This is a genomic window from Kribbella pratensis, from assembly GCF_004366075.1.
Classification (GTDB): domain Bacteria; phylum Actinomycetota; class Actinomycetes; order Propionibacteriales; family Kribbellaceae; genus Kribbella; species Kribbella pratensis.
In genome coordinates, this window is sequence record NZ_SODU01000005.1 from 376,092 (window position 1) to 395,866 (window position 19,775).

The window sequence follows — 19,775 nt, forward strand, 5'->3', positions numbered from 1 at the left end:
GCTTTCTCGTGCGCTTGGTGATTGCTACGTGTTCTGTTGACTACTCGGGGCGGCTGACGGCTCATCTGCCGATGGCGCCGCGGCTGCTGATGGTGAAGGCGGACGGGTCCGTGCTGATCCACGCCGACGGCGGGTCGTACAAACCGCTGAACTGGATGTCGCCGCCGTGCAAGCTGACGGAGGACGAGGGGGTCTGGAGCGTCACCAACAAGGCTGGTGAGGAGCTGCGGATCACCATCGAGGAGGTGCACAGCGACACGGCGTACGAGCTCGGGACGGATCCCGGCCTGATCAAGGACGGTGTCGAGGCGCATCTCCAGGAGCTGCTCGCCGAGCACGTCCACACGTTCGGTGAGGGCTGGACGCTGGTACGCCGGGAGTACCCGACCGCGATCGGCCCGGTCGACCTGCTGCTCCGTGACGCCGACGGCAAGCACGTCGCGGTCGAGATCAAGCGCCGCGGCGAGATCGACGGCGTCGAACAGCTGACCCGGTACGTCGAACTCCTCAACCGCGACCCCCTGCTGGCCCCGGTCCGTGGGATCTTCGCCGCCCAGCTGATCAAGCCGCAGGCACAGTTCCTCGCCACCGACCGCGGCCTCGACTGCCTCACCGTCGACTACGACGCCCTCCGCGGCATGGAGTCCGACGTCCTCCGGCTGTTCTAGCTCCTGACAAAGCAGGTAATTTGCCCGATTTCGGGCAGATGCTTGGCGTTGGCCCCGGAAAGACTGCATGGTGGACCAGTGATCAGTGAGGCGGCGGCCGTGGAGCCGGTCGACGAGCTGGCCGATCAGGTCAGCCGCACGACCGGACTGTCGGCGGATGTCGCGCGGCGCGTGGTCGCCGACGTACTGGCCTATTTCACCGAGACGACCGAGGAGTACGTCCGGCGCCGGCACCGTGAGCTGCAGACCTACGGCGCCCGCAACGACGAGATCTTCGCCCGTCTCGGCACCGAGCTCCGGCACTGGCCGGTCCGCTCACCCGAACTCTCCGCCCGCCAGCTACGACGGATCGTCTACGGCTGACGGGCCACTCTGGCACGACCGAGAAGACCTACGAAGGGGCACCACTACATGTGCGGAATCGTCGGGTACGTCGGCACCAAGCCGGCCGCGCCCATCCTGGTGGACGGACTGGCCCGGCTCGAGTACCGGGGCTACGACTCGGCGGGCGTCGCCGTCCTCGGGTCCAGCGAGCTGAAGGTGCACAAGGACGCCGGCCGGGTCCGTGAGCTGGAGGCGTCGCTGCCGAAGCGCTTCGGCGGCAAGCTCGGCATCGGCCACACCCGGTGGGCCACCCACGGCGGCCCGAGCAAGGACAACGCGCACCCCCACACCAGCGGCAACGAGCGGATCGCGGTCGTGCACAACGGCATCTTCGACAACGCCGGTGCGATTCGCGCGCAGCTCGAGGACGCCGGCGTCAAGCTGCGCTCCGAGACCGACACCGAGGTGCTCGCGCACCTGATCGAGCAGTCCGACGGCGCCACCCTCGAGGAGAAGGTGATGGCCGCCCTGCGCCGGATCGAGGGCACCTACGGCATCGCGGTGATCGACCTCGACTTCCCGGACCGGATCGTGGTCGCCCGCAACGGCAGCCCGCTGATCCTCGGCATCGGCGACGGCGAGATGCACATCGCCTCCGACGCGGCCGCGCTGATCCGCTACACCCGCCAGGTCGTCTACTTGGACGACGGCGAGCTGGCCACCGTCCGCGCCGACGGCTACCGCACGTTCACCCAGGACGCGTCCCCGACCACCAAGACCGCCAAGACGGTCGAGTGGGAGGCCGAGGAGTTCGAGCGCGGTCTGCACGAGCACTTCATGATGAAGGAGATCCACGAGCAGCCGGACGCGGTCGGCCGGGTCATCCGGGGCCGTCTGGACGAGCGCTTCCACACCGTGCACCTCGGCGGCCTGAACATGGACGCCCGCGAGGCGCGGGAGATCAAGCGGGTCAAGATCCTCGGCTGCGGTTCGGCGTACTACGCAGGTCAGATGGGCGCGCAGTTCATCGAAGAGGTCGCGCGGATCCCCGCCGACGCGGAGCCGGCGTCCGAGTTCCGGTACCGCAACCCGGTGGTCGAGCGGGACACCCTGTACGTCGCGGTGTCGCAGTCCGGTGAAACCCTCGACACCCTGGTCGCGGTGCAGGAACTGAAGCGCAAGGGCGGCCGGGTGATCGGCCTGGTCAACGCGGTCGGTTCGAGCATCGCCCGTGAGGTCGACGGCGGCGTGTACCTGCACGCCGGCCCGGAGGTCTCGGTGGCGTCGACGAAGGCACTGACCAACATGGCGGTCGGGTTCGCGATGCTCGGCATCCACCTCGGCCGGATCCGGGACGTGTCCCCCGCCGACGGCCGCCGGCTGATCGAGGGCCTGAAGAAGCTGCCGGCGGACATCGCCGCGATCGTCGCCCAGGAGGAGGAGCTGGCCAAGATCGCCGGCCGCCTCGCCAAGCACGAGAGCCTGTTCTTCGTCGGCCGGACCCGCGGGTACCCGGTCGCGCGTGAGGGTGCGCAGAAGCTGAAGGAGATCTCGTACCGGCACGCCGAGGCGTACCAGACCTCCGAGCTGAAGCACGGCCCGCTGGCGCTGATCTCGCCGGACGTGCCGAGCGTCGCGATCGTCCCCGACGACGAGCTGCTCGACCGCAACATCGGCGCACTGCACGAGATCGGCGCCCGGTCCGGCCCGCTGTACGTCGTCACGCACCCGGGCGTCGAGATTCCGGACGGGGTCGCGGCGAAGATCGTCGTACCGAAGAACGAGCCCGAGCTGGACCCGATCCTGCTGACGATCCCGCTGCAGATCATCGCGTACTACGCCGCGGTCGCACTCGGCCACGACGTGGACAAGCCGCGCAACCTGGCGAAGTCGGTCACCGTCGAGTAGAGGTCACAGGTGCTGGCCGGGCTGTCCCATGCGGCGCCCGGCCGCCCCGGCCTTCGCCGCGTCGGCGGCGTTCACCGTCACACCGCCCGACCCGGCCCGGGCTACGCCGCCGAGTGCGCGGTCGGCGGCGCTCGCTGCTTCGGCGCGCTTGTCGGCCTCGTTCATCTGGCCGCCGATCTGGTGTGCGGCGACGCGGCCGGCGGTCATGCCGCGGTACGGGTGCAGGCCGAACTCGTTGACCAGCCGCTTGCACACCTCGACCCCGCGCACCGAGTTGCCGACCGCGTCCAGCCGCGGTGAGAACACCACGACGGCCATGCGCTTCGACGGCACCACCATCATGACGTTGCCGGACACCCCGCTCTTGGCCGGCAGCCCGACCTGGTTCGAGAACTGTCCGGAGTCGTTGTACATCCCGCTGTGGCCCATCACGGACAGCACCCGCGCAGCGGTGTCCGCGGAGAACACCTGCTTGCCGCTCAACGGTGCGACTCCATTGTTCGCGAGCGTCGCGCCGGCCTTGGCCAAGCGCTCGGCGTTCATGGTGAGCGAACAGACCATCGTGTAGAACTCGGTGGCGTCCTCCGGGGCACGCCGGTCGGTCGGACCGGCGCCGTACAGCTTCCCCACCTTCGCCAGCGCGTTGGCGAACGCGACGTTGCCGAACCCGGTGTCGCGCTCGGCCAGGAACGTCGCACCGTGCACCTGCGGCCGCTCGCCCGTCATCGCCCTCCACGTGTCCTGGACGGTGGCCAGCCGGCCGGACTGATCCTTGCCGGACTCGACCAGCGCGAGCGTCCCGATCGCTCCGGCGTTGATCATCGGATTGTGCGGCCTGCCGTCCCGGCTGAGCGACAGCAAGGGATCGTTGAAGGGACCACCGCTCTGCTCCTGGCCGATCCAGCGGTGCACCTCCTCCGGGCCGAGCTGCTCCAGCGCGATCGCGTAGCTGAACGGCTTCGAGGTCGACTGCACGCTGAACTCTTCCGCGGTGTCGCCGATCGAGAACACCTGACCGTCGGCGGTGCAGATCGCGATCCCGAACTTCTCCGGATCCGCGTCCCGCAAGGTCGGGATGTAGTCCGCGACCTCGCCGGACCGCTCGTCCAGCAGGTCGGTATGGATCCGCTCCACCGCGTGCGCGAACTCCGCGAACTCGTCTGCGGGGACCGCGAGGTCACCGGTCAGCGTTCGCTGGATCACCCCGTGCTGCGCGACCTCGGCGAACGTGTCGAAGTCGAGCTGCACCGGTTGGGCGTACGGCGTGATCGCCGGCCGGCCGGCGGCGTCACGGACGCCGTCCAGCGCCACCCGTACCCGCGGATCGTCCGGCATGATGCCGGCCCGGCCGAGCGTGTTGAGCAATTCCCAGGACCAGATCCGGCCGTCGCCGTCCTCGTCGATCTCCACGTACGACCGGAGCAGCTTCTCCGCAACGTCCATTGGCTGCTTCCTTCCCCAGCTGGCGGCAGGCGGGCGCGCACGACCACACTGTCGGCACTGTCGGCGCGCAGCAGCTTGTCCAACTTGTGTTTCCAGAGCAGTCGCCTGGTGTTACGGCGACGTCAAACGAATCTGTTGTAGGACAAGTTGGCTGCTTGTATGATCACTGCCTATGGACCGCATCCGCCAGGTGAAGCTCTCGTCCGTCGTCCTCCCGCTCGAGCAGCCGATCAGTGACGCCAAGGTGCTGACCGGGCGGCAGCGGCCGATGACCGAGGTGGTGTTCCTGTTCGCGGAGATCGCGACCGAGCAGGACCAGCACGGCATCGGGTTCAGCTACTCGAAGCGGGCCGGCGGACCGGCGCAGTTCGCGCATGCGAAGGAGATCGCGGCCAACCTGATCGGCGAGGACCCGTCCGACATCGCGAAGGTGTACGACAAGCTGCTGTGGGCCGGTGCCTCGGTCGGCCGGTCCGGCGTCGCGACGCAGGCGATCGCCGCGATCGACATCGCCCTGTGGGACCTGAAGGCGAAGCGCGCCGGCCTGCCGCTCGCCAAGCTGCTCGGCGCACACCGCGACTCGGTGCGCGCGTACAACACCTCCGGCGGGTTCCTGCACGCCCCGATCGAGGAGGTGATGGAGCGCGCGTCGAAGTCGCTCGCCGACGGGATCGGCGGGATCAAGATCAAGGTCGGCCAGCCCGACAGCCGGATCGATCTCGACCGCGTCCGCGCCGTCCGGGAACACCTCGGCGACGACGTACCGCTGATGGTGGACGCGAACCAGCAGTGGGACCGCCCGACCGCGCTGCGGATCGGCCGGGTGCTCGAGCAGTTCGGTCTGGTCTGGATCGAGGAGCCGCTGGACGCGTACGACGCGGAAGGCCACGCCGAGCTCGCGGCGGCGCTCGACACCCCGATCGCGACCGGCGAGATGCTGTCCAGCGTCGGCGAGCACGTGCGGCTGATCGAGGCCCGCGCGGCGGACATCATCCAGCCCGACGCGCCCCGGATCGGCGGCATCACACCGTTCCTCAAGCTCGCGACGCTGGCCGACCACAACGGTCTGCAGCTCGCGCCGCACTTCGCGATGGAGATCCATCTGCACCTCGCGGCGGCGTACCCGCGCGAACCCTGGGTCGAGCACTTCGAGTGGCTGAATCCCTTGTTCAACGAGCGTCTGGAGACGGTCGACGGACGCATGCTCGTCCCCGACCGGCCGGGCCTCGGCTTCACGACCACCGAGCAGTGCGCGCGCTGGACCGTGGACAGTTGTGAGTTCCGGTGAGCGGACTGGCGGATCAGATTGTCGAGGATCTGAAGCGGCGGATTCTCAGCGGCGGGATCGCGCCGGGCGAGAAGCTGCCGGGTGAGAACAGTCTGGTCGAGGAGTTCGGGGTCAGCCGGACCGTCGTACGCGAGGCGGTCTCGCGGTTGCAGGCCGCCGGGCTGGTAGAGACGTTCCAGGGGCGTGGCTCGTTCGTGCTGGAGGTCCCGGAGCGTACGCCGGGATTGCGCGAGGTGCGGTCGCACCGCGACGTCCTCGACTTGATGGATTTCCGGATCGGCGTCGAGAGCGAGGCGGCCGGGCTGGCGGCGCTACGGCGTACCGACCATCAGCTGAAGGGGATCGAACGGGCGCTGGACGATTTCCGGCGGGTCGGCGACGATCCGGGGCGGTCGGTGGAGGCGGACTTCGCGTTCCACCTCAAGGTCGCCGTTGCCTCGGGCAACCGGTTCTACGGGGACCTGATCGGGGAGCTCGGGCCGATGATGATCATGCTGCCGCGGACCCGGCTCGACCCGGCGTACGAGATGTCGGACCCGGAGCACCTGACCCGCGTGGTGCACGAACACGAGAACATCAGCGCGGCGATCGCGCGGTCCGAGCCGGAGGCGGCGCGGGCGGCGATGCGGGTGCATCTGTCGAGCACGCGACACCGGTTGCTGACGCACAACCCCTGACTACCAGCGTGCTGTGTTAGGGCTGAACCCCGGATCGACCGTCCGCATGTACGTCGTGTCATCGCGCCTCCGAATCCCGCACGCCAGGTACTGCTCGTGCAAGGCCCCCAGCGCCTCGACATCCAGCTCGACACCGAGCCCCGGCCCACGAGGCACCCGAACACTCCCGGACTCGAACGCCAACACACCCGGCTTGATCACGTCCTCGGTCTTCCATGGGTAGTGCGTGTCGCAGGCATACGTCAGATTCGGCGTCGCCGCGGCAAGATGCGTCATCGCGGCGAGACTGATCCCGAGGTGTGAGTTGGAGTGCATCGACAACCCCATCCCGAACGTGTCGCAGATCCCCGCCAGCAACTGCGACCGCCGCAGCCCACCCCAGTAGTGATGATCCGACAGCACCACCTGTACTGCGTCCGCGAGCACCGCCGGCCTCAGGTGTGCGAAGGCGATCACGCACATGTTGGTCGCCAGAGGAATCTCACTCTGCCGCGCAACGCCAGCCATACCGTCGATCCCGGGTGTCGGATCCTCCAGATACTCCAGTACGCCGCTGAGCTCCCGAGCGACCTGCACCGACGTGTCCACGGTCCACGCACAGTTCGGATCGATCCGCAGCTTGTGCTCCGGGAACGCCTCGGCGAGCGCCCGCACCGCCTCGGCCTCCTGCGCCGGCGGGAACACGCCGCCCTTCAACTTGATCGCCGTGAACCCGTACTCGCCGATCATCTTCGCGGCCTGCCGCACGATCCCGTCCGGATCGAGCGCCTCGCCCCACGCGTCCGCTTCACCACCTGGATGCGCGGCCCACTTGTAGAACAGATACGCACTGAACGGCACCTCGTCCCGGACCACCCCGCCGAGCAGGTCCACCACCGGCAGCCCCAACTGCTTGCCCTGCAGGTCGAGCAGCGCAACCTCGTACGGCGACAACACCACGTCGACCGGGTCCTGCAGGTTGAGCATCCCGCCGACCTGAGCCCCGCCACCACTGGTCAGTACGTCGTTCACCCGCTGACGCAGGCCGTTCACGTCGAAGATGTCCAGCCCGGGCAGTACGTCGGCGACGGCGCGCAACCGTGCCAGATGGTCGTCGGCGGCGTACGTCTCCCCCAACCCGACCAGCCCGTCGTCCGTCCACACCTGGACGATCGTCCGCAGCGCGAACGGTTCGTGGACGCCGACCACGTTGAGCAGCGGTGGGTCCGCGAACGCGACCGGGGTGAGTTCGACGCGGGCGATCTTGCTCATACGCGTTCCTTCTCCTTGCGTCGACGTACCAGCAGCCGGACACCGGGCAGTGCGAGGACGACGATCAGCGCCACGAGGACCGTGCCGGAGATCGGCCGGGTGAAGAAGCCCATCGGGTTGCCGCCGAAGATCAGCAGCGACTGCCGGACCGCGGTCTCCATCACGCTCCCGAGGACGAACGCGAGCACCAGCGGCCCCGGCTCGAACCCGAACTTCTTCATCAGGTACCCGAGGACGCCGAACACGATCACCAGGAACATGTCGAACACCTGGTTCGCCACCGTGTAGACGCCGAGCAGCGTGATCAGCACCGTGATCGGCGCGAGGACGGCGGGTCGCACCTTGAGGATCTTCACGAACACCCCGACCAGCGGGATGCTCATGATCAGCAGCAGGATGTTGCCGAGGTACATCGAGTTGATCACGCCCCAGAACAGGTCCGGGTGCTCGGACACCAGTTGCGGACCGGGCGCGATCCCCTGGATCAGCAGCGCGCCGAACATCAACGCCATCGTCGCGTTCGCGGGGATTCCCAACGTCAGCAGCGGGATGAACGACGAGGTGGCGGCCGCGTTGTTCGCCGTCTCCGGTGCCGCGACCCCCTCGACCGCGCCGCGACCGAACCGCTCGGGTTCCTTCGCCCGCCGTTTCTCCACCGCGTACGCGACCAGCGACGACAGCGTCGCGCCACCACCGGGCAGTACGCCGAGCACGAAGCCGATCACCGATCCGCGGGCGATCGCCCCGCGCGACTGCCGCAGGTCGGCCCGGGACGGCCAGGCGTTCGCCACCGCGACCGGCGCCTGCACCTTGTGATGGCGTTCCTCGAGGTTGTAGAGGATCTCGCCGAGCCCGAACAGGCCCATCGCGATCGGCACGAAGTCGATGCCGTCGGCAAGGTTCAGGCTGTCGAACGTGAACCGGCTCGCCCCGGTGAACGTGTCCCGCCCGACCGTTGCCAGCAGCAACCCGAGCCCCGCGGCGATCACCGCCTTCAGCCGGCTGCCGTTCCCGACGGTCGCCACCAGCAGTACGCCGAACAACGACAAGGCGGCGTACTCCGGCGGACCGAAGTCCAGCGCCACGCCCGCGACCACCGGAGCGAGCAGTGTCAGCCCGATGATCGACACCGTGCCGCCGATGAACGACCCGATCGCCGCGATGCCGAGTGCCGTACCGGCTCGTCCTTGTTTGGCCAGCGCGTATCCGTCGAACACGGTGACCACGGAGGACGCCTCGCCCGGTAGCCGCAACAGGACGGACGTGATCGTGCCGCCGTACTGCGCACCGTAGAAGATGCCGGCCAGCATGATGATCGCGGACACCGGCTCCACGCCGTACGTGATCGGCAGCAGGATCGCGATCGTCGCGGCCGGGCCGAGCCCGGGGAGGACGCCGATCAGCATGCCGATGACGACGCCGATCAGGCAGTAGAGGAGATTCGCGGGCTCCAGGACGACGCCGAAGCCATCGATCAGGCCGCCCATCAGATCAACCTGGGCAGCGGAATCTGCAGCAGCAGCACGAAGAGGACGTAGAACGCGACGACCGTGCCCACGCTGATCGCGACCGACGACACCCAGGACTCCTTGCCGAGGAACCGCAGCCACACGAACGTCAGCAGCAACGACGGAATCTCGAACCCGATCAACGGCAGCACGGACGCAAAGACCACCAGCGTCAGTACGGCGACCGCGGTCTGGACACTCGACCGCGAGAACTGCTCGGTGTCCGTCCCGTGCCGGCCGACCAGTGCAAGGATGATCGACAACACGGTCACGACGACGCAGACCACGAACGGCCACAGGCCCGGCCCGGGCTGGGTCAGCCGACCCAACCCGAGCGCGAGCGACCCGATCACTCCAGCGATACCGACGACAGCGGCGACGACCGCGGCCCCGAGCTGGGACCACGGCCCCGCGTGCGGCGGGCGATCCTCGGCGAGCTCCTCCCGCAGCGCGGCCTCACTCACTTCTTGGCCGCCAGCGAGATCCCGAACTGGTCGAGCTGTGCCTTGTACTTCGTCGCGTACCCGTCGAGGATCTTCCGCACCTCGTCCGGCGACACCTCGATCGGCGTCAGGCAGTGCGCGTCGTTGAACTTCTTGTACGCGTCGGTCGCGTAGGTCTTCTTCGCCGCGTCGGCCAGCTTCGTCCTGACGTCGTCCGGCGTACCCTTCGGCGCCGTGAGGAAGCGGTACTGCGACACCACGACGTCGTACCCCTGCTCCTTGGCGGTCGGCACGTCGGGCAGGAACTTGATCCGCTCGGCCGAGAAGACCGCGAGCGGGACGACCTTCTTCGCCTTGATCTGCTCGATGCTGTCGCCGACCTGGATCGTTGCCACGTCGACCTGGCTGCCGAGCAAAGCGGTCAGCGCCGGAGCACCACCGTCGAACGGTACGTCGGTTGCGGGGATGCCGGCCTGTTTGAACGTCAAGGCGGACGCGAGTTGCGCGCCGGTGCCGACACCGGTGGTGCCGTACTTGACGTTCTTGCCGGCCTTCTTCAGGTCGGCGATCGTCTTGTACCCGGAGCCGACCGGCGCGATCAGCACGTAGTCGTCCTGCGAGATTCCGCCGAGCAGGTCGAAGTCGTCGAGCTTCACCACCTCCTTGGCCGACACCGCGAGCGGGGTGATGGTGAACAGGGACGCGTTCTGGACCGCGATCTTGTAGCCGTCCGGCTTGGCGGCCTGCAGTTCCTTGGCGTTCAGCGCGCCGTTCGCACCAGGCTTGTTGACCACCGGCACCGAGACACCGAGCTCTTTGCCGAGCCCCTCCGCGATTGCTCGCGTGATCAGGTCGGTGCTGCCGCCCGGAGAAGCACCGACGCTCATCTGGATGTTGCCGGTCGGATAGTCACCCTTGCCGCCGGTGGAGGTCGTCTTGACCCCACCGCAGCCTGCCAACACGACTGAAGCCATTGACACAGCACTCACCGCCGTCACCAGGACGCGGCGGTTGAGCTTGCTGAACAGCATCGGAATCCTCCTCTGCGGAGAGTGGTCCTCCGGCTCGATTGCGTGAGCGTAAGAAGGGTGGATCATGCGTGTCCAAGGCCGATGTGGCATCGAGTGATACCTTTCCTGCATCATGTTTTCGCTCGACCAGCTGAGCGCGTTCGTCGCCGTCGCCGAGGAGCTGCACTTCGGTCGCGCCGCCGAGCGGCTGAACATGACTCAGCCGCCGTTGAGCCGCCAGGTGCAGAAGCTCGAGCGGGCCGTCGGCGCGCGGCTGCTCGAGCGCGACAACCGCAAGGTCGAGCTGACCGAGGCCGGGCAGGCGTTCCTCACCGAGGCACGCCGGCTGCTCGCGCTGGTCGAGACCGCGGGCGATCTCGCGCGCCGGGTGGACCAGGGCGCCGCGGGAACGCTGCGGCTCGGGTTCACGGCCACGTCGGCGATCCGGACGCTCGGGCCGCTGCTGCGCCGGCTGTCCGAGGAACTGCCGGACGTCGACGTGATCCTGCACGAGCGGGTCACGCCCGCGCAGATCGACGGGCTGCTGCGCGGCGAGCTGGATCTCGGGCTCGGGCGGCCGCCGTTCGACTCCGGCGTACTGGACTCCCGGATCGTGGTCCGCGAGCCGTTGTGCGCTGTTGTCCCCGGCAACCATCGGCTCGCCGCGCTCGGCCGGCCGTTGACGTCGGCGGACTTCAGCGGGGAGCAGGTGATCAGCTACTCGCCGACCCAGGCGCGGTACTTCCACGAGTTGACCGTCCGGTTCCTCGCCGAGTCGCATCCGCGGATCGAGCAGCGGGTGCAACAGATCCTCACGGTGATCCTGCTGGTCGCCGCCGGTCGCGGGGTCGCGCTCGTACCGGCGTCGGCCCGGCACCTCGGCGTCGAGGGCGTGACGTACTGCGACCTGGACGGACCGGGCGGACCTGTCGAGGCGGTCGAGTTGCACGCGATCTGGCGGCGGGACGCGACCAGCCCGGTCCTGCAGCGCGTGCTCACGATGCTCCCAGAGCATCATTAGATCCAAAATCGATCTTGGACAGGTATCCACCGACGTTCCTACGCTGACGGCGTGACCCACTACTCCCCCACTGAACTCGCCGCGCAGCTCAAAACCGGCCTGCTCTCGTTTCCCGTGACGCACTTCCACGCGGACCTCAGCTTCAACGAGGCCGGGTACCGCGAGCACTTGTCCTGGCTGAGCCAGTTCGACGTCGCAGGCCTGTTCGCCGCGGGCGGGACCGGCGAGGGCTTCTCGCTGACGCCGGTGGAGATCGACACCGTCGTACGGACCGCTGTTTCCGAGGTGAACGGGCGGGTCCCGGTGATCGCGCCGGCGACCGGTGGAACCGCGTCCGCGGTGGCGGGCGCCCAGGCGGCGGAGGCGGCCGGTGCGGACGGGGTGCTGCTGTTCCCGCCGTACCTGACCGAGGCGGGTCAGCGTGGTTTGATCGAGCATGTGTCGGCGGTGTGCCGCAGTACGGGCCTCGGGGTGACGGTCTACAGCCGGGCGAACGCGATCCTCGATGACGTGACGGTCGCGGAGCTCGCGGACAAGAACCCGAATTTCGTGTGCCTCAAGGACGGCGTCGGGAACGTCGAGCAGATGACGCGGACGTACGCACGGGTCGGCGAGCGGCTCACGTACGTCGGCGGGCTGCCGACGGCGGAGACGTTCGCGCTGCCGTTGCTGCAGCTCGGGTACAGCACGTACTCGTCGGCGATCTTCAACTTCGTGCCGGAGTTCGCCCTCGGCTTCTACGCCGACGTGATCGCCCAGGACCGCGATTCGGTCTACCAGAAGCTCCGGGAGTTCGTGATTCCCTACCTGGACATCCGCGATCGGACCAAGGGGTACGCCGTTTCGATCGTGAAGGCCGGTGTCAACGTGATCGGGCGCAGCGCTGGGCCGGTCCGGCCGCCGTTGCAGGATCTCAGCGACGAGGAACTCGCACAGCTCGCGGAGTTGATCGGAAAGGTGAAATGACGCCTACCGTCACCTCGGTGGAGGTCGTGCCGGTTGCCGGGTACGACAGCATGCTGCTGAATCTGAGCGGGGCGCACGGGCCATTCTTCACCCGGAACGTCGTGATCGTCACCGACAGCTCGGGCAACACCGGCCTCGGCGAGGTCCCCGGCGGCGAGCGGATCGCCAGCACGATCCGGGACGCTGCGCCGCTCCTCGTCGACCAGTCGCTCGGTCGATACCGTCACCTCCTTCAGACCATCTCCACCACCTTCGCAGGTCGTGACAGTGGTGGGCGCGGGCTGCAGACCTACGACCTCCGGACGACGGTGCATGCCGTGACCGGGCTCGAGTCGGCGCTGCTCGATCTCCTTGGACAGCATCTCGGCGTACCTGTCGCTGAATTGCTTGGTGACGGGCAGCAGCGTGCCGCGGTCCCGGTGCTGGGATACCTGTTCTATGTAGGAGATGTTGCGCTAACAGACCTGCCCTACCGGATAGACGAGGGTGGTGCGGATGGGTGGCTCGAGCTCAGGCGGAGGCCGGCTCTGACGGCTGAGGCGGTGGTCGAGCTGGCTGTGGCGGCGCAGGAGCGGTACGGGTTTGCGGACTTCAAGCTCAAAGGTGGCGTGTTCGATCCGCATGTCGAGGTGGACACGGTCCGGGCGCTGCACGAGCGGTTCCCCGCGGCGCGCATCACGGTCGACCCGAACGGCGCGTGGCTGGTCCGCGAGGCGGTCGCGGTCTGCTCGGGTCTGGACGACGTACTGGCGTATGTCGAGGATCCGTGCGGCGCCGAGTCCGGGTTCTCCGGGCGCGAGACGATGGCCGAGTTCAAGCGGCAGACCGGTCTGCGGACGGCGACCAACATGATCGCGACCGACTGGCGCGAGCTCGCGCACGCGATCCGGACGGACGCGGTCGACATCCCGTTGGCGGATCCGCACTTCTGGACGATGGCCGGATCGGTGCGGGTCGCGCAGCTGTGTCACGACTTCGGGCTGACCTGGGGTTCGCACTCCAACAACCACTTCGACATCTCGCTGGCGATGTTCACGCACGTGGGCGCGGCCGCGCCGGGTGACATCACCGCGCTCGACACGCACTGGATCTGGCAGGACGGGCAGGCCCTGACCAAGGAGCCGCTGCAGATCGCCGGCGGCGAGATCGCCGTACCGACGCGACCGGGGCTCGGGGTCGAACTCGACCGCGACGCGCTGGCGGCCGCGCACGAGCTGTACCTGAAGCACGGCCTCGGGGCGCGCAACGACGCCATCGCGATGCAGTACCTGATCGAGGACTGGGAGTTCGACCCGAAACGGCCTTGTATGGTGCGGTAGATGAAGATCTTCTTGTCGACAGACATGGAGGGTACGGCGGGGGTCGTCGACTGGAGCCAGTGTCGCGGACCGGGACCGGAGTACGAGTACTACCGGGGCCAACTGCAGGCCGAGGTGAACGCCGCGATCGACGGCGCACTGGCTGCGGGCGGGACCGAGTTCCTGGTGAACGACTCGCACTCGACGATGCAGAACCTGCGCCCGGACGAACTGCACGGGCGCGCGAGCTACCTGTCCGGGAAGCACAAGCCGCTGTACATGATGCAGGGCCTCGACGACTCGTTCGACGCCGCGTTCTTCGTCTCGTACCACGGTTCGGCAGGGTCGACGTCGTCGGTGCTGCATCACACGTACAACCCGCGGGCGATCGCCGAGGTCCGGCTGAACGGCGCGATCACCGGTGAGGCCGGGATCAACGCCCTAGTAGCGCTGGCGTACGGCGTTCCCGTCGTACTGATCTCGGGTGACCGGGTGACGATCGACGAGGCACAGGCGTTCTGTCCGGAGATCGAATCGGTCGTCGTGAAGGACTCGGTGTCGCACAACGCTGCCCTGTCGGTGCATCCGGAACGGGCCCGGGAGCTGATCCACGACGGTGCCCGCCGCGCACTCGCCCGGCTGAGCGACATCCGGTTGCCGAGCATCCCGCTGCCCGCCGAGCTGACCGTTCGCTTCCACAACGGCGCGTTCGCCGAGCTGGCCTGTGAACTGCGCGGCGTCCAGCGGCGCGAGGAGAAGGTCGTTGCCTTGCACAATGATGACCCGCTGCAGTTGTACCGAACCTTCATCGCGACCGTCCTGCTGAGTCGCGGCGTCAGCGAGTAACCGTGGGTTCAACTGCCGTTGCGCAGGATAGGTTTTGATCGCAGCTGTCGACACCCCTAAGGAGTCCGGAATGCGTTGGCACCAGCCGCTGGCCGCAGCAGTCGTCCTGACCGCCCTCACCACGACGCTCACCGCGTCCGCGACTTCTGTCCAGCGGGGCGGTGCGTGTTCGCCGGACGCAACGCTCCTCGGCTTCAGCGATGCGCTCGACAAGACGACGTACGGCGGACAGCCGGTGGCCGGGCTGTCGGCACTCAACGTGACCGGGCCGCACAGCGCGGTCGCGCTCGTCGACAACGTCGCGACCACGCCGGCCCGCGTGTTCGACCTGAAGGTGAACAGCGAGCCGACCTCGGTGCAGGTCGACGGGATGACGATCCTCCGGCGTCCGGACGGTACGCCGTACAACGGCGGCGACTTCGACGGCGAAGGGCTCGTTGTCGAGCGGGGCAACCAGACCATTCTGGCGACGTCGGAGCGGGAGCCGTCGATCCGGCGCTTCCGGCTGTCGGACGGCAAGCAGATCGGTCAGCTGCCGGTGCCGGCCCGCTTCCAGGTCGCGCCGGCCGGTGAGGCGACCAGCAACGCGACGTTCGAGTCGCTGGCGGTCAGCCGTGACGGTCTGTCACTGTACGCCGGGATGGAGGGCCCGCTCGCCTCGGACGGGACCGACGCCGACAACCGCACGCGGAACCGCATCATCCGGTACTTCGGCCTGCCTGGACACGAGTACCGGCCGGTCGCGCAGTACGCCTACAAGCCGGATCCGGGACTTGCGCTCGTCGAGCTCGCGTCGGCGAGCCCGACCGAACTGGTGTCGATGGAGCGGACGTACACGCCGGGCGTCGGGAACACGATCCGCGTGTTCACGGTGTCGCTGCGGCACGCGGCCGACGTAACTGCTCAGGCCTCGCTGGCGGATGCGCCCGAGTCGGTGTTTCTGCAGAAGAAGCTGCTGTTCGACCTCGTGGACTGCCCGCCGTCGGGTGCGGTCGCGAAGCAGCCGCAGCCGAACCCGTTGCTGGACAACGTCGAGGCGCTCGCGCTCGGCGGATACCTGCCGGGCGGACGGCGGCAGCTGTACCTGATGTCGGACGACAACAACGGCGCCACCCAGATCACCCGCTTCTACTCGCTGGCCGTCGACCTGCACTAGCGCGCCTGGCGTGATCACCGTGTGTAGGTAAGACTGTGGGAATGCGCGTGATCGTGGTGGGTGCGGGCGTGATCGGGCTGAGCTGTGCCATCCGGCTCGCCGAGGGCGGGTACGACGTGGCGGTGTTCGCCCGCGATCTGCCGTTGGAGACGACCTCGTCCGTGGCGGCCGCGATCTGGTACCCGTATCTGTCGGCGCCGGAGGACCGGGTGGCCGGCTGGTCGCGGGCGACGTACGAAGAGTTCGCGAAGCTGGCGGAGATCGAGCCGTCGGTGCAACTGCGGCACGGGCGCGAGTTCCTCGTGGAGCGGAAACCGGATCCGCGGTGGGCCGACGTACTCCCTGATCTCACGCGGGTCGCGTCGCCGCCGGCCGGGTTCGTGGACGGGTGGGCCTTCACGTCGCCGGTGATCGACATGCCGGCGTACCTGCCTGCGTTGGTGAAACGCCTCGAGGCCGCGGGCGGGACGCTGACGCGCGCGGCGTTGTCCGCGCTGCCGACCGAGGCCGATCTCGTGGTGAACTGCACCGGGCTGGGCGCGCGGCTGACCGCGAGCGATCCGACCGTCACGCCGGTTCGTGGACAGGTGCTGACGGTTGAACCGTGCGGACTGACCGATTGGCTGGTCGCGGACCGTTCACCGGACGAGCTGACCTACGTGATCCCGCGGCAGAACGACGTGGTCGTCGGCGGCACCAGCCAGCCGGGCGACTGGAACCTGGCCGTCGATCCCAAGACCACCGCGGAGATCATGGAGCGGGCGGCTGAACTGGTTCCCCAACTACGCAAGGCGAAAATCATCCGTCAGCGCGTCGGGCTGCGGCCTGCGCGACCCGCGATCCGGTGCGAGCTCGTGCGTACCCGCTCCGGCGAGCCGATCATCCACTGCTACGGCCACGGCGGCTCCGGTGTCACGCTCTCCTGGGGCTGCGCGGACGAGGTCTTCGAACTGGTCCGAAGTGTCTGACCATCCGGTCATCCTGGACGGCGGCCTGTCGAACGCCCTGGAGGACCGCGGCCACGACCTGTCCGACGCACTCTGGTCCGCCCGCTTGCTGCGCGACGCTCCGTCGGAGATCGCCGCCGTACACCGCGCGTACTACGAGGCCGGCGCGATGGTCGCCACCACGGCGAGCTACCAGGCCAGCGTGGTCGGCTTCGAACGCGCCGGTGTCGAACGCGCCGAGGCCGAGCACCTGATCACAAGCAGCGTCCGCGTCGCGCTTGAGGTCCGCGACGAGTTCCCCGGACGGCTGGTGGCCGCGTCCGTCGGTCCGTACGGCGCGATGCTCGCCGACGGCTCGGAGTACCGCGGCCGGTACGGCGTGAGCTCACAAGTTCTCCGCGACTTCCACGGTCCGCGCCTCGAACTCCTCGCCAACGCGGGGCCTGACCTGCTCGCCGTCGAAACGATCCCCGACACGGACGAGGCCGAGGTCCTGGTCGAGTTACTGCGCGAACTCGACTTCCCCGCGTGGTTCTCGTACTCGATCGAGGGCGACCACACCCGCGCCGGCCAACGACTCACGGAAGCCTTCGCGATCCCCGCCATCCCTCAAATTGTTGCGGTAGGCATCAACTGCTGCCGGCCCACCGACGTCCGGGCCGCGGTGCAGACAGCAGTCGCGGTATCTGGCAAGCCCGCGATCGCCTACCCCAACCACGGCGAGTCCTGGGACGCGATCGCTCGCAAGTGGGTCGGCAACGGCGAGGGACCGGCAACCTTCGCATCCGGCTGGGTCGAGGCGGGAGCGACGTACGTCGGAGGCTGCTGCCGAGTAGGCCCGGACGACATCCGGGCGCTCGTCGGCCGGTTAGGTCCTGTCTGGTGATCCAGCGAGGACCTAGACGCCTAGGACCTGGCAGAGGAGGTCCAGGGCTCCGGGGTAGGCGTGGTCGGGCGGGGTGCCGTAGCCGACGATCACTGCCTGGCGGGTGGCTGGGGTGGGGTTGAAGTGGTACGTCGTGAGGGTCGCGAGGCCGAGGCCCTGGCGGGCGGCTCGGGTGACCATGTCTTCGGCGTCGCCAGGAACGTCGAGGAGGACGTGCAGGCCGGCTGAGATGCCGGCGACCTCGACCGTGGGTGCGCGGACCGCGAGCAGCTCCACCAGGCGGTCGCGGCGACGACGGTAGTGCAGGCGAGACCGCCGTACATGACGGTCGTAGTGGCCGGAGGCAATGAATTCCGCGAGGACGAGCTGTTCGAGGGTCGCGGTCTGGAAGTCCGCCGTCCGCTTCGCCGCGACCACCGGCTCGATCAACCGCTGCGGCAGCACCATCCATGCGAGCCGCAGCCCCGGCGCGAGACTCTTGCTCGCCGTACCCGTGTAGACGACCCGCTCCGGATCAAGCGCCTGCAACGCCCCGACCGCCTGCCGGTCGTACCGGAACTCGCCGTCGTAGTCGTCCTCGAGCAGCACTGCCCCCGACTCCCGCGCCCACTCGACGGCAGCGGTACGGCGCTCCGGTGCGAGCGGCACGCCGGTCGGCATCTGGTGCGCCGGCGTGAGCAGCACGCCCTGCCCGGTCAGCCCGGCCGTCTGCGCACCCAACTCGTCGACCGGTACGGCGGCCACGTCCAGCCCGCGCGCCCGGATCACGTCCCGATGCAGCCCGTACCCGAACTCCTCGACCGCGATCGTCGTACCGCCGAGCGCCTTGATCGCCTCGCTCAGCAGACTCAGCGCCTGCACGTACCCCGAGCAGATCAGGATCCGCTCCGGATCGGCCCGCACCCCGCGCGCCCTGGCCAGGTAGTCCGCCAGCACTCGCCGCAACTCGATCCGGCCGCGCGGATCCCCCAGGCCGAACGCCTCGTTCGGCGCCGCGGTCAGCGCCTTCCGCGCCGCGGCCAGCCACTCGGTCCGCGGGAACGTCGCCACATCCGGCGATCCCGGCGTCAGGTCGTACCGAAAACTCCGGGCCTCGGGCAACGAAACGACCGGCGACGGCGGTACGGCGGCCCTGCTCGCAACCACTGTCCCGGACCCTTGCCGCGCCGTCAGCCACCCCTCGGCCACGAGCTGCCCGTAGGCATCGGCCACCGTGTTCCGCGCGATGCCGAGATCGCGAGCCAGGGACCGCGACGACGGCAACCGGGTCCCCGCCGCCAGCCGTCCGCTCCGGATCGACTCGTGCAACGCCCGCACCAGGTCTCCCCGCCCCCGGGCCGCCGTCAACTCGAGATGCAGGTCCGCGCCTCCGTCCTCCATAGAACTGGACCTTATCCCGGCCGGCGGGCGGAGGACCCGATCCTGGCCCGCGACATGAATCCAACGCTTGTATACGAGGGCCGGTGGGCCGATGTGCAACTTCCGGTCTGCCGGGTGCATCTAACAGAGTGTCCTTAGGGGGGCATCGTGAAATGTATTCCGACCATCGACATCCGCAGACCGATCCGCACCGCACTCGCGGTGCTCGCAATCGCCGCAGTACCGGCGGGAGCGGTCGCTGTACCGGCGTTCGCCGGCCCGTCCAAGGCCTCAGCCGTCACCACCGCTGCCGCCTGCGCGACCGGCTGGGGCTCGTTGCCTGAGGCAAGTACGTTCCAGGGCTTGGGTCACCTGACCGACGTCCGGACCGGACAGCACGCGTGTTTCGACCGGATCGTGTTCGACATCGACGGCAAGCCGTCCTGGTTCCGGGTGGAGTACGTGAAGGACATCTTCACCGTCGGCGAGGGCAAGCTCGTTCCGGTCCGCGGTGGCGCCAAGCTCGCGATCGTCCTGCTGGCACAGTCCTACGACGAAACCAACCACTACACCTACAACCCGGCGAACTACGACGAGCTCACCGACGTGGCCGGCTACCGGACGTTCCGGCAGGTCGTCAGCGCAGGCAGCTTCGAGGGTGAGACAACGATCGGACTCGGCGTCCGCGCCCGACTCCCGTTCCGCGTCTTCACACTCACCGGTCCAGGTACGACGAGCCGGGTCGTCGTCGACGTCGCCCACAGCTGGTGAGGGGC

19 protein-coding genes are annotated in these 19,775 nt (G+C 68.5%); 13 read left to right on the top strand and 6 right to left on the bottom strand.

Annotation, left to right across the window (positions count from 1 at the left end):
* Window positions 1–8: 8 nt before the first annotated feature.
* The 3 genes from nucS to glmS all read left to right on the top strand — a co-directional run bounded on the left by nucS (window position 9) and on the right by glmS (window position 2,900).
* A complete protein-coding gene (gene nucS, locus EV137_RS38505; protein WP_130387417.1) occupies window positions 9–668 on the top strand; it encodes an endonuclease NucS in 660 nt (219 codons plus the stop codon).
* Between the two features lie 78 nt (window positions 669–746).
* A complete protein-coding gene (locus EV137_RS38510; protein ID WP_238151128.1) occupies window positions 747–1,031 on the top strand; it encodes a hypothetical protein in 285 nt (94 codons plus the stop codon).
* Window positions 1,032–1,079: 48 nt separating this feature from the next.
* A complete protein-coding gene (gene glmS / locus EV137_RS38515) occupies window positions 1,080–2,900 on the top strand; it encodes a glutamine--fructose-6-phosphate transaminase (isomerizing) (RefSeq protein ID WP_134010848.1) in 1,821 nt (606 codons plus the stop codon).
* A gap of 3 nt (window positions 2,901–2,903) precedes the next feature.
* Here glmS and glsA read toward each other — a convergent pair whose 3' ends face one another.
* Window positions 2,904–4,343, bottom strand: coding sequence for a glutaminase A (gene glsA, locus EV137_RS38520; RefSeq protein ID WP_134010846.1), 1,440 nt, complete (start codon window positions 4,341–4,343; stop codon window positions 2,904–2,906).
* 172 nt (window positions 4,344–4,515) lie between these two features.
* On the opposite strand from glsA, the gene EV137_RS38525 reads away from it, so the two are divergent.
* Together EV137_RS38525 and EV137_RS38530 are read left to right on the top strand one after the other, a co-directional pair.
* Window positions 4,516–5,631 carry an L-talarate/galactarate dehydratase gene (locus tag EV137_RS38525; RefSeq protein ID WP_134010844.1) on the top strand — a complete coding sequence of 372 codons (1,116 nt, stop codon included), beginning with the start codon at window positions 4,516–4,518 and terminating at the stop codon, window positions 5,629–5,631.
* Window positions 5,628–6,308, top strand: a complete 681-nt coding sequence (locus EV137_RS38530; protein ID WP_134010842.1) for a FadR/GntR family transcriptional regulator — start codon at window positions 5,628–5,630, stop codon at window positions 6,306–6,308. Before EV137_RS38525 ends, EV137_RS38530 begins: the two co-directional genes overlap by 4 nt.
* Here the strand turns inward: EV137_RS38530 and EV137_RS38535 are convergent, their stop codons facing one another.
* Genes EV137_RS38535 through EV137_RS38550 form a run of 4 tightly spaced genes read right to left on the bottom strand, consistent with a single transcriptional unit; the run spans window position 6,309 to window position 10,541 of the window.
* Window positions 6,309–7,559, bottom strand: a complete 1,251-nt coding sequence (locus EV137_RS38535) for a glucarate dehydratase family protein (RefSeq protein ID WP_134133077.1) — start codon at window positions 7,557–7,559, stop codon at window positions 6,309–6,311.
* Window positions 7,556–9,046: a tripartite tricarboxylate transporter permease gene (locus EV137_RS38540; protein ID WP_134133078.1), complete on the bottom strand. Its 1,491-nt coding sequence runs from the start codon at window positions 9,044–9,046 to the stop codon at window positions 7,556–7,558. Before EV137_RS38540 ends, EV137_RS38535 begins: the two co-directional genes overlap by 4 nt.
* Window positions 9,046–9,531 carry a tripartite tricarboxylate transporter TctB family protein gene (locus tag EV137_RS38545; RefSeq protein WP_134133079.1) on the bottom strand — a complete coding sequence of 162 codons (486 nt, stop codon included), beginning with the start codon at window positions 9,529–9,531 and terminating at the stop codon, window positions 9,046–9,048. The genes EV137_RS38540 and EV137_RS38545 overlap by 1 nt, the downstream gene beginning before the upstream one ends.
* Window positions 9,528–10,541: a tripartite tricarboxylate transporter substrate binding protein gene (locus EV137_RS38550; RefSeq protein WP_134133081.1), complete on the bottom strand. Its 1,014-nt coding sequence runs from the start codon at window positions 10,539–10,541 to the stop codon at window positions 9,528–9,530. Before EV137_RS38550 ends, EV137_RS38545 begins: the two co-directional genes overlap by 4 nt.
* 112 nt (window positions 10,542–10,653) lie before the next feature.
* Here EV137_RS38550 and EV137_RS38555 point away from each other — a divergent pair, with 112 nt between their 5' ends.
* From EV137_RS38555 to mmuM, 7 genes are all read left to right on the top strand, one after another.
* Window positions 10,654–11,541 carry a LysR substrate-binding domain-containing protein gene (locus EV137_RS38555; RefSeq protein WP_134133082.1) on the top strand — a complete coding sequence of 296 codons (888 nt, stop codon included), beginning with the start codon at window positions 10,654–10,656 and terminating at the stop codon, window positions 11,539–11,541.
* A 51-nt stretch (window positions 11,542–11,592) separates the two neighbouring features.
* Window positions 11,593–12,507 (top strand): 5-dehydro-4-deoxyglucarate dehydratase, encoded by a 915-nt coding sequence (gene kdgD / locus EV137_RS38560; protein WP_134133083.1) that lies wholly within the window; start codon window positions 11,593–11,595, stop codon window positions 12,505–12,507.
* Window positions 12,504–13,826: an enolase C-terminal domain-like protein gene (locus EV137_RS38565; RefSeq protein ID WP_134133085.1), complete on the top strand. Its 1,323-nt coding sequence runs from the start codon at window positions 12,504–12,506 to the stop codon at window positions 13,824–13,826. The genes kdgD and EV137_RS38565 overlap by 4 nt, the downstream gene beginning before the upstream one ends.
* Entirely contained in the window at window positions 13,827–14,651 is an 825-nt protein-coding gene (locus EV137_RS38570; RefSeq protein ID WP_134133086.1) for a M55 family metallopeptidase, read from the top strand. It begins immediately after the preceding gene.
* Between the two features lie 70 nt (window positions 14,652–14,721).
* A complete protein-coding gene (locus EV137_RS38575) occupies window positions 14,722–15,807 on the top strand; it encodes an esterase-like activity of phytase family protein (protein ID WP_134133087.1) in 1,086 nt (361 codons plus the stop codon).
* A gap of 41 nt (window positions 15,808–15,848) precedes the next feature.
* A complete protein-coding gene (locus tag EV137_RS38580) occupies window positions 15,849–16,775 on the top strand; it encodes an FAD-dependent oxidoreductase (protein ID WP_134133089.1) in 927 nt (308 codons plus the stop codon).
* Window positions 16,768–17,640 carry a homocysteine S-methyltransferase gene (mmuM, locus tag EV137_RS38585; protein ID WP_134133090.1) on the top strand — a complete coding sequence of 291 codons (873 nt, stop codon included), beginning with the start codon at window positions 16,768–16,770 and terminating at the stop codon, window positions 17,638–17,640. The genes EV137_RS38580 and mmuM overlap by 8 nt, the downstream gene beginning before the upstream one ends.
* A 12-nt stretch (window positions 17,641–17,652) precedes the next feature.
* Here mmuM and pdxR read toward each other — a convergent pair whose 3' ends face one another.
* Entirely contained in the window at window positions 17,653–19,020 is a 1,368-nt protein-coding gene (gene pdxR / locus EV137_RS38590; RefSeq protein ID WP_134010818.1) for a MocR-like pyridoxine biosynthesis transcription factor PdxR, read from the bottom strand.
* A gap of 147 nt (window positions 19,021–19,167) precedes the next feature.
* Between pdxR and EV137_RS38595 the strand changes: the two genes are divergently transcribed.
* Complete coding sequence (locus tag EV137_RS38595) at window positions 19,168–19,770, top strand: AMIN-like domain-containing (lipo)protein (RefSeq protein WP_238175850.1); 603 nt, start codon at window positions 19,168–19,170, stop codon at window positions 19,768–19,770.
* Window positions 19,771–19,775 lie beyond the last annotated feature (5 nt).